Origin of the sequence: Streptomyces sp. NPDC101234, from assembly GCF_044767525.1 — a bacterium.
GTDB classification, from domain to species: domain Bacteria; phylum Actinomycetota; class Actinomycetes; order Streptomycetales; family Streptomycetaceae; genus Streptomyces; species Streptomyces sasae.
Window position 1 is genome coordinate 120,163 of record NZ_JBIWOA010000030.1, and the last position, 9,835, is coordinate 129,997.

Annotated in this window: 6 protein-coding genes and 1 pseudogene; 3 read left to right on the top strand and 4 right to left on the bottom strand. The window is 69.3% G+C overall.

What is annotated here, in order from left to right; translation table 11 throughout:
- Positions 1 to 192: 192 nt before the first annotated feature.
- Positions 193 to 2,880, top strand: coding sequence for a pyruvate dehydrogenase (acetyl-transferring), homodimeric type (gene aceE, locus ACIRR9_RS40785; protein ID WP_403763130.1), 2,688 nt, complete (start codon positions 193 to 195; stop codon positions 2,878 to 2,880).
- Between the two features lie 323 nt (positions 2,881 to 3,203).
- On the opposite strand, the gene ACIRR9_RS40790 is transcribed toward aceE, so the two are convergent.
- The 3 genes from ACIRR9_RS40790 to ACIRR9_RS40800 all read right to left on the bottom strand — a co-directional run bounded on the left by ACIRR9_RS40790 (position 3,204) and on the right by ACIRR9_RS40800 (position 6,243).
- Positions 3,204 to 3,869 (bottom strand): nitroreductase, encoded by a 666-nt coding sequence (locus ACIRR9_RS40790; protein WP_403763149.1) that lies wholly within the window; start codon positions 3,867 to 3,869, stop codon positions 3,204 to 3,206.
- Between the two features lie 376 nt (positions 3,870 to 4,245).
- Positions 4,246 to 4,647: a winged helix-turn-helix transcriptional regulator gene (locus ACIRR9_RS40795; protein ID WP_403763133.1), complete on the bottom strand. Its 402-nt coding sequence runs from the start codon at positions 4,645 to 4,647 to the stop codon at positions 4,246 to 4,248.
- Between the two features lie 336 nt (positions 4,648 to 4,983).
- Positions 4,984 to 6,243, bottom strand: coding sequence for an ABC transporter permease (locus ACIRR9_RS40800; RefSeq protein WP_403763136.1), 1,260 nt, complete (start codon positions 6,241 to 6,243; stop codon positions 4,984 to 4,986).
- A 110-nt stretch (positions 6,244 to 6,353) separates the two neighbouring features.
- On the opposite strand from ACIRR9_RS40800, the gene ACIRR9_RS40805 reads away from it, so the two are divergent.
- On the top strand, positions 6,354 to 6,956 hold the full coding sequence (locus ACIRR9_RS40805) for a TetR/AcrR family transcriptional regulator (protein ID WP_403763139.1): 603 nt from the start codon (positions 6,354 to 6,356) through the stop codon (positions 6,954 to 6,956).
- Between the two features lie 98 nt (positions 6,957 to 7,054).
- Here ACIRR9_RS40805 and ACIRR9_RS40810 read toward each other — a convergent pair whose 3' ends face one another.
- Positions 7,055 to 9,487 (bottom strand): SpoIIE family protein phosphatase, encoded by a 2,433-nt coding sequence (locus ACIRR9_RS40810; protein ID WP_403763142.1) that lies wholly within the window; start codon positions 9,485 to 9,487, stop codon positions 7,055 to 7,057.
- A 151-nt stretch (positions 9,488 to 9,638) separates the two neighbouring features.
- Between ACIRR9_RS40810 and ACIRR9_RS40815 the strand changes: the two are divergent.
- A pseudogene (locus ACIRR9_RS40815) lies at positions 9,639 to 9,835 on the top strand (MarR family transcriptional regulator); the annotation flags it as partial.

The following is a 9,835-nucleotide window of genomic DNA, read 5'->3' on the forward strand; positions in this document are numbered from 1 at the left end:
ACCTCGGGGCATGTGACGTGGGTCACTGTGGTCATGCTGTCGATGACACGCGCTGCACGGCAGCCACAGCGACGCAGTGCCGAGGATCGTCACAAAGGTGTCCCGTGCGCGGTCCTTGGTGTTGTGGACGACCGGCTTCACCCCACCGTCGGTCGGTCTCTCCCTCAAACACGCTGTGACAGAAAGGCCGCCATGAGTGTTCCGTCCAGGCCCACTGCGTTCCCCGCGACGAGCGAGCTCGACCAGTTGCCCGACCGGGACGCCGAGGAAACCGCCGAATGGCAGGCATCACTCGACGCCGTCGTGCGGAACGCGGGGCCGGACCGGGCGGTGTACCTGCTGCGACGGGTGCACGAGTACGCGGCCAGGTCCGGGATCGCCCTGCCCGGGCTCCTGTCCTCGGACTACATCAACACCATCCCGACATCCGCGCAGCCCGCCTTCCCCGGTGACGTCGCCATGGAGTCCAGGATCACCGCCCTGAACCGCTGGAACGCGGCGGCGATGGTGACACGCGGCTCCCGCCTGGGGCTCGGCGGCCACATAGCCACCTACGCCTCGGCGGCATGGCTGTACGAGGTCGGGTTCAACCACTTCTTCAAGGGCAAGGAGCGGGACGGCTCAGGCGATCAGCTGTACGTGCAGGGGCATGCGTCGCCCGGTATCTATGCCCGCGCGTTCCTGGAAGGGCGCCTCGACGAGGAGCAGTTGGACAGTTTCCGGCGCGAGGCCGACGGCCACGGACTGCCGTCCTACCCCCACCCCCGTCGCCTGCCGTGGCTGTGGGAGTTCCCGACCGTCTCCATGGGACTCGGTCCGCTCGCCGCCATCTACCAGGCTCGGTTCAACCGCTACCTGCACGCGCGTGGCATCAAGGACACATCCGGGTCCCGGGTCTGGGCCTTCCTCGGGGACGGGGAGACGGACGAGCCCGAGGCGATGGCCGCGCTGGCGCTCGCCGCCCGCGAGGGCCTGGACAACCTCACCTTCGTCGTCAACTGCAACCTGCAGCGCCTGGACGGTCCGGTACGGTCGAATTCCAAGATCGTTCAGGAGCTGGAGGGCCGGTTCCGCGGTGCGGGCTGGAACGTGGTGAAGTCCCTCTGGGGTGAGGCCTGGGACGCCGTGCTGCGACAGGACACCACCGGGGCCCTCGTCCACCGCCTCGGCGAGGTGCCCGACGCCCAGATGCAGACGTACGCCGCGCGCGACGCCGCCTACATACGCAAGGACTTCTTCACCGGCGATGCGCTCTCCGGCATCGCCGCCGGGCTCAGCGACGCCCGGCTCACCGATCTGTTCGAGAACTCGCGCGGCGGGCACGAACCCCTCAAGGTCCACGCCGCCTACCGAGCCGCGGTCGAGCACCATGGAGCACCGACCGTCATCCTCGCCCAGACGGTGAAGGGACACACGCTGGGTGCGGGCTTCGAGTCCCGCAACGCCAATCATCAGATGAAGAAGCTGACCATGGCACAGTTCCGCGAGATGCGGGACGTGCTCGAACTTCCCATCCCCGACGGTGCGTTGAGCGGCGACCTGGTGCCGTACTGGCACCCCGGTGAGAATTCGGAAGAGGTGCGGTACCTGCGCGACCGGCGTACGGCTCTGGGCGGCCCCGCCCCCGTGCGCAGGGTGGTCGCCAAGCCGCTGGCACAGCCGCCGGCCGCCCCCTTCGAGGCCCTGCGGAAGGGCTTCGGCAACCAGGAGGTGGCCACCACCATGGCCCTGGTCCGGCTGGTCAAGGACCTGATGCGGGTCGACGAGACGGGGCGGCGCTGGGTGCCCATCATTCCCGACGAGGCCCGCACCTTCGGCATGGAGTCCCTGTTCCCGACGGCCGGGATCTACTCGCCGCACGGCCAGACCTACGAACCGGTCGACGCGGACCAGCTGCTCTACTACCGGGAGACCGAGAACGGCCAGCTCATCGACGAAGGCATCACCGAGGCCGGTTCCATGGCCGAGTTCACCGCCGCGGCGACCTCGTACGCCACGCACGGCGAGCCCATGATCCCGTTCTACATGTTCTATGCGATGTTCGGTTTCCAGCGAACCGGTGACCAGTTCTGGGCTCTGGCGGACCAGATGGGGCGCGGGTTCGTCATCGGGGCGACGGCCGGCCGTACGACGATGACCGGCGAGGGTCTGCAGCACGCGGACGGGCACTCCCACCTGCTGGCATCCGCGAATCCGGCCGCTGTGAGCTACGACCCGGCCTTCGCGTACGAGATCGCGGTGATCGTCAGGGAGGGGCTCCGGCGGATGTACGGCGACCAGCCCGAAGACGTCTTCTACTACCTGACGGTCTACAACGAACCCAAGCATCAGCCGGCCATGCCCACCGGTCCGGCGATCGAGGAGGGGATCCTGCGGGGCATGTACCGGTTCCGGCAGGCGGAGCCGTACAACGCCGGACCCAGGATTCAGCTGCTGGCCTCCGGCACGGCAATCCACTGGGTGCTGGAAGCCCAGGAACTGCTCACGACACAGTGGGGAGTCCAGGCTGACGTGTGGTCGGTGACCTCCTGGACGGAGCTGCGCCGCGATGCCATGAGTGCCGACAGGGCGCGGCTTCGGGGTGAGGAGCGCGTCCCGTATGTGACCGCTGCGCTGTCGGGCCGCCCAGGGCCGGTGCTGGCGGTCAGCGACTGGATGCGGCAGGTGCCCGATCAGATCAGCCAGTGGGTCGAGCAGGACTACACGTCGCTGGGGACGGACGGCTTCGGACTGTCGGACACGCGTGACGCCGTGCGCCGCTATTTCCACGTGGACGCCGGGTCGATCGTTGTCGCCGCCCTGGACCTGTTGGCGCGGGCCGGCGAGATCGCTCCGGAGGCGGTTGTCCAAGCACGCGATCGCTACGGCCGGCAGGCGTGAGCCTCGTCGGGGATGTGCCGTTCCTGCCCGCCGGAGTGGACCTCCCGACCGTGTCGGCCGTTCAGGCCGACGCGGCGGACGCAACCGTATGCCCCGCGCTCCGGACGGGCCTGCTGCCCTTGTGCGGACCCGGGCGTTGTCTCGCACCACCTTCAGCGGCCTCAACCGCGATGCGGTGCCGTCGCCGGGAGCAAGCCGTGCCGGCCGGGCCATGCGGAGGGAGCCCCGAGCCGATCGCCCCGCATCGCCCTCGGCCGGGGAAGCCGAGCCACGCCGTCTGCCACCCCACCCACCAGCAGGCAACGGGCCATGGGCGCCGCCGGCTATCCATCGACGAACGTGACCGTCTCGTCGAGTGGTGCCCGGCCTGTGCGGTTGTAGGGCACGGCGGAGTCCTCGAATCCGATCGACATGCCGCAGAAGAGGATGAGGTCGTCCGGGGGTGACAGGACCTCCGCCACGGTCCTGCGATACACCGACCACGCCATCTGCGGGCAGCTGTGCAGGCCTTCGGCGCGGAGCAGCAGCATCACGGTCTGCAGAAACATGCCCACGTCGGACCACTGGGGCCGGCCCAGATCGCGGTCGATGTAGCAGAACAGGGCGGCCGGCGCGCCGAAGCAGTTCCAGTTCCCGGTAGCGGCCCGCTGGCGCGCCTCCCAGTCCTCGCGTGCGATGCCGAGCGCGCTGTAACGCTCCGCACCGAAGGCGGATCGGCGCTCGCGGTACGGGGACTTCAGCGTGGCCGGGTACATCTCGTATTCGCGCTCGTCCCAGGGATCGCATGCGGTCACGCGCCCGCCGGCGAGCTCCTTGAGTTCGGCCAGCGGCCGGCCGGTCAGCACGTAGACGTGCCAGGGCTGGAGGTTCGACCCGGACGGTGCCCAAGCCGCAGCCGACAGCACCCGCTCCAGCATCTCCCGCGGGACAGGCCGGTCGATGAATCCACGCACGGCCCGTCGGCTTGTGACTGCCTCGTAGACGTCCAAGATCACCAGTCTCCCTCGTCTGCCCTGCACACCCATCCCGTGACCATCGGTGGACTGCAAAATGGGATGATATGCGCTAAATAGCATGGATGGGAACGGTGCCGGAACTGCTGGGCACAGCCGACCGAGCCGAAGTGCATCGGCCGACGATGAGATCGTCGGCCGATGGCGTTGGTCGCCTCGAAGGCGATCTCTGTGAACCCGGCCCGGCACCTTCGCCCTGCTCGGTCGGTTCCTACCGACGACAGCAGGGCCGCCAGCGTTCCTCGGTCTGCGGCAGTCGGGAACGGTGCTCCCCTCCATCCCGGTGTCGGCCGATCACCGGCCGGAGGCATGGGTCCGGCTCCAGCTCCCCGCCACGGCGTGGAAAGGGAGGTCAGTGGTGTGGCCCGGCCGGTTGATCCGATGCCGACGAGCCGCTCGCCGGAAGGTGGTCCTCCGCCCAGAAGAACAGAATGGCCAGAGGGATGAGGAAGGCCTTGCCATGCGGAGACAGCGCGTAACGGGTTTGCGACGGCAGTCCGGGCCGCACGTCCCGGGCGATCAGGTCGATCTCGGTCAGTTCCTGGAGGCGCCGGGCGAGCATGCGGTCGCTGATGCGGGGGACACGCTCGCGAATCTGTGCGAAGTCGGCCGGCCCTTTGGCCAGAGCCATGAGGATCAGGCCGTTCCAACGTCGGCTGAGCAGGGCGAAGGCCCGAGTGATGGCCGGGGAGGTATCGGCCGGCTGCGGATGTTCGGACCGGCCTGCCGGGCTGGGGTGTCGTGGCGTGGTCATGGTGTGTGTCCGCTCCGGTACGGCGCGAGGCATCGCGGTTCAGCACCTCGCGCAGTACTCCGTGGTCTTGACGGGAGCCGACCCGTCTGTCTGCCGGGCCGCACGCCTGGGTGGCGGTGCACCCGGCGTGATGTCGGCTCATACGGACGGCCGTGCCCTCGATGTGCCGCTCGTGCGCGTTGACAGCCAGGACCGCGATCCGCTGCCCCGCCGGGAACATGACGCCCGGGGCGACGAAGGCCGGGGGCAGCTGTGCGTCAGCGCTTCCTTCGCCATCGCCACGGGGCCGAAGTGCTTGGCGCCCATGGCCTGATCGCCTGCAAGAAGCGCTCGGCATCAACCGTCACTGTCGTTGCGGCGGGCGTGGGCGTGCGCGTGATGCCGAACCGGCGGGGTGGCGCCGACCTCCGGCGAGGACGGGAGCGGTTCCCCGGAGGCCGTCGCACCGGTCTTCGTGCGGCGGGCTTCCCCGGTGACCCAGTGACCGAACATGACCGCTGTGAGGCCGCAGACGCTCCACAGAACGAGGACGGCAAGGTGGCCGGCGCCGGCACTGCCGTCGAAGTACGTGGTATCGCGAAGCAGGCTGGCTCCGGCGCCGGGGGGTAGCCACTGGCCGACGTAGTCCACGCCCCTGGGGAGCATCTCCGGGGCGGAGGTGGCACCGGAGAAGGCGTTCCCGACGAAGACCATGAGCGCGGCGCTGAGCCCAAGACCCACCGGCCCGAGGAGCCGGATCACACCGGCGGCGGTGGCGCTGACGGAGATCAGGTCGAGCGACAGGATCGCCCATGTGGCCACGTGGTCGTGCGGCAGTGCCCCGAGGAAACCCTGGGCCACGAGATAGATGCCCAGCGCCGCGACGGCGCAGGCGACGAGAAGTGTCAGCACGCGGTGCCGCGGGCGGGCCAGACCGCGGGCCATCGTGACGAACGCCCCGATCAGGATGCCGCAGATCGTGAGCGGGAAGACCGATGAGCTGAACACCGCACCCCGGGGGTCCTCGACGGCGACGGGCACCACGTCGACCGCCTTCACGAGGATCTTCACCGAGGAGTCGGCGCCGGCGGTTCCCTGCTGGACAGCCGCCTGCTTGTGGGCCTTCGCCGAGGAATGCGCACCGGTGGCCTTCTGCTCAGCGGCTTTCTCCTGCGCGGCCTTCTCCTGCGCGGCCTTCTGCTGAGCGGCCATCTGCTGGGTGAGCTGCTGGGTGGCCTTGTCGGCCAGTTGTTGTCCGACATCGGTCAGAACCTGGGCCACAGAGGGGCTGGCGGCGGTGGCCTTCAGGACGGTGATGCTGTGGCCGGAGATGGCGAAGGCGCCGTAGATGTCCCGGCTCTTGATCGCCGACCGCGCGGCCTGCTGGTCGGGATAGAGATGGAAGTCGAACGCGCCGGGCTTCGCACGGGCCAGTCCCTCCACCGCGTGCTGGCTGGCCGGTCCGGTGCCGACGATCCCGACCGGGACGTCGCGCGGCGAGATCCGCCCCGCCGGCCAGGCGAACGCCAGCACCGCCAGAGTGATCACTATGGGCAGCGCCACGGCGGCGATGGCGACTTCCCGCCACGCCTGGCCTCCTGACAAGGGGTTTCTCACAGTGCACCTTCTCGTAAAAAGGAATGATCGTTTTATTGGCACCCTCAGTCTCGCCTGTCGAGTCGACAGGCGTCAACATGAATGTTCGTTTTCTTTGTTAGGCTGGGCTCATGCCCAAGGTCACCCAGCAGCACATGGACGCTCGCCGCAAGCAGATCCTGGACGCGGCGCGCCGCTGTTTCCTCCGTGACGGTTTCCACTCCACGTCCATGCAGGACCTGTTCGCCGAGGCGCAGCTGTCCGCGGGCGCGGTGTACCGGCACTTCACCAGCAAGGACGAGATGATCCTCGCGATCGCCGAGGAGAACATGCGCGATGTCCTCGACATCACGCTCGCCGTCGCCGCGAACCGGCAGGGCCGGTCCATGGGGGAGGCCGTCGCGGAACTGCTCGACGTGATCCGGGTCAAATCCGCCGAGGAGGACGTGGCCGGCCTCGCTGTTCTGGTCTGGGGGGAGGCCATGCGCAACCCCTCGCTGGCGCGCGAGCTCGACCGTCTCATGGGCGGCATACGTGCCAATCTGGTCACTCTGGTACGCGACCACCAGGAAAACGGCGGACTGCCCGTGGAGGTGACGGCTGAGGCGATCGCTTCGACGATGCTCTCCATCCTTCCCGGCTACATCCTCCAGGTGGCTCTGTTCGATCCGGCTGTCGTGGCCGGGGTGCCCGAGGCGGTGCGGGCGTTGTGGCCGGGGCCGGCCGACCGCTGATGCGTGGCCCGTCGAGAGCTGTCGGTGCGGCGCCGCGTCATGGAGCGGGTCTGCCGACGTTTGCCCGGAAAAGACGGGGCAACACGCCAAAAGGGAGGTCAGAATTCGGGCGCCGTCCGGGACGACCGCCCCAGGTTCTGTTCGGCCCAGATGCACTTGCCCGCCGAGGTGTAGCGGGTGCCCCAGCGCTGAGTGAGCTCGGCGATGAGGAACAGTCCCCGGCCGCCCTCGTCACTGTCCCGGGCTCGGCGCAGGTGAGGGGCGGTGCTACTGCCGTCGGAGACCTCGCAGACAAGTGATCGATCCCTGATCAGCCGTAGCCGGATCGGCTCGGTGCCGTACCGGATCGCGTTGGTGACCAGCTCGCTGACCACCAGTTCCGTGGTGAACGCGGCCTCCTCCAGCTCCCACGCGGTGAGCCGCTCGTCGACCTGCTTGCGTACCCCCGCCACAGCTGCCGCGTCCGCAGGGACGTTCCACTCGGCGACGTTCTCCCTGCCGAGGACCCTGGTGCGGGCGACGAGCAGGGCGACGTCGTCGGTCCGCGTCCCGGAACGCAAGGACTCCAGGACTGTGTCGCAGAGTTCTTCCAGCGAGGGCACCGACCGAGTCAGGGCCTCGCGCAGCTCGTCGACACGTTCGTCGATGTCATGGCCGCGGGCTGCGACGAGTCCGTCGGTGAACAGAGCCAGCAGGCTGCCTTCGGGGATGGTCAACTCCGCCGCCTCGAACGGCAGGCTGCCCAGCCCGAGCGGGGGTCCGGCGGGCACGTCGACGACCTCCGCGGTGCCGTCCGGGCGCACCAGAACCGGGGGCGGGTGACCGGCCCGGGCCAGCGTGCAGGTACCGGACGCGGGGTCGTAGACGGCGTACAGACAGCTGGCGCCGACGTCGCCGGGGATCGCGTCGTATCCGACGGCACCGGCACCGGACCCGTCGCCCCTCCCTCCCGCCGGGTGGGTCACCATGTCGTCGAGGTGGGTGAGGAGCTCGTCGGGCTGCAGGTCGATGTCCGCGAGGGTACGGACCGCTGTCCGCAGCCGGCCCATGGTGACAGCGGCGCCGATGCCGTGCCCCACGACGTCCCCGACGACCAGGCCGACGCGGGTACAGGGCAGGGGGATCACGTCGAACCAGTCCCCACCCGCCTCGCTGGCGCGGTCGGCGGGCAGGTACCGTGCAGCGGTTTCCGCGCCCGGATGCATGATCGGGCCACGCGGCAGCAGGGTGCTCTGGAGCAGGATCGCCATGCCGTGTTCGCGGGTGAACCGGCGGGCGTTGTCCAGGCAGATCGCAGCACGGGCGACCAGGTCCTCGGCGACGGCCAGATCGGTGGCGGTGAAAGACTCACGGGCCGCGCTGTGGCGGAGGAAGACGGCGGCTCCGAGGGTGGTGCCGCGGGCTCGGACGGGCACCGTGATCAGCGAGTGCGCTCCGGAGGCGCGCAGCTCTGCCGCCGCCGTGGGATCGTCGGCGAACCAACGGGTCACGTGTGGATCCGTGAGGTCGTGCAGTTCGGCACGCCCGGTCGCCACACACCGGCCGACCGGTGAGGAAGCCGGGTGCCATCGCGTCCCGTCGGGGGCGGGACACCCCCATACAGGGGACTCGGGCCGTTGCGCGGCCCGGCGCAGCAGAACGGGGCCGGAGGGTACGGACGTGGGCAGCTCACCGCCGAAGACCGCCTCGAACAGGTCGACCGTGACCACGTCCGCGAAGCGGGGCACGAGGAGTGCGGCGAGTTCGCCGGCCGTCTCCGTCAGTTCCAGGGTGGTGCCGATGCGGGTGCGGGCCTCGCTGAGCAGGGCCAGCCGCTCCCGTGACTCGTACTGCTGGGAGTAGTCGTACGCTGACATGCCCACCGCGCGCACCTGGCCGAGCGGGTCCCTGAGAGGGTAGAAATCCACGGTCCAGGCATGCGGCTTCGGTTCGCCGGGGACCCTGAGGAAGGTCTCTCTCTGTGCCGCTTCGCCCGTCGCGGCCACCTGCCGGATCCATCGGTCGTTCTCGATGAGTGCGGCGTCCGGGACCAGTTCGCCGAGGTGCCGGTCGCGGAGTTCCTCCTCGCGCAGACCGGTCGCCCGGGCCATCGTCCGGTTCTGCTTCAGGTTCCGGGCTTCGCAGTCGAATATCCCGAGGTGAGCCGGATGCTGCTCGAACGCCCACCGCATCAATGCCTCGTCCCCGGGATCCTGCGCACCGGACCGAGCCTCCTCCGCAGTGCCTTGAGCCTCCGCGATCAGGACAAACCCGCCCGGTTGTCCGGACGCCACCAGCGGCGACACGCAGACCCGCGCCTCGACAGAGTGGCCGTCACGGTGCAACAGCGCCGCTCCGTCGGTGGTGAGGAGTCCGGCGAGAGGTCTGCCGATGACCTCTTCGGGTGCGTAACCCCACAGGGCCTCTGCGGCGCCACTCCACAGGACTATCCGGCCGGCAGGGTCCGAGACGGCGGTGGCCGCGGCTGTGCCGACGTGGATCCGCGCCGATTCTGGAAGCGGCGGACCGGACCGCGCGTGGGGGTGCGCCATGATGCCCACCTGGTGTGCCGTGCCCGATGACTACCGGATTGCCTTTGGCATCGGATCTATTCACGATCGTTCCACGGCCGACCGCCGTCAAGCCGCATTTTGTTTCAAACGATACCGTATTGGATGAATGGATGGCTGATAGCCTGGAGTTGTGACTGCCGACACTCCTCATCCAGCCGTCGCCCCGCGTGCGACCGACCGCCCGGGGGACGCTTCGCCTTTCGCCCTCGGCCTGCTGCTGCGGCGGGCGCATTGGCGTGCGGCGGCGGTGATGACGGAGGCTCTGCGGCCGCTCGGTATCGAGCTGCGGCATTTCGCGGTGCTGTTGGTGCTGGTCGACCGCGGGCC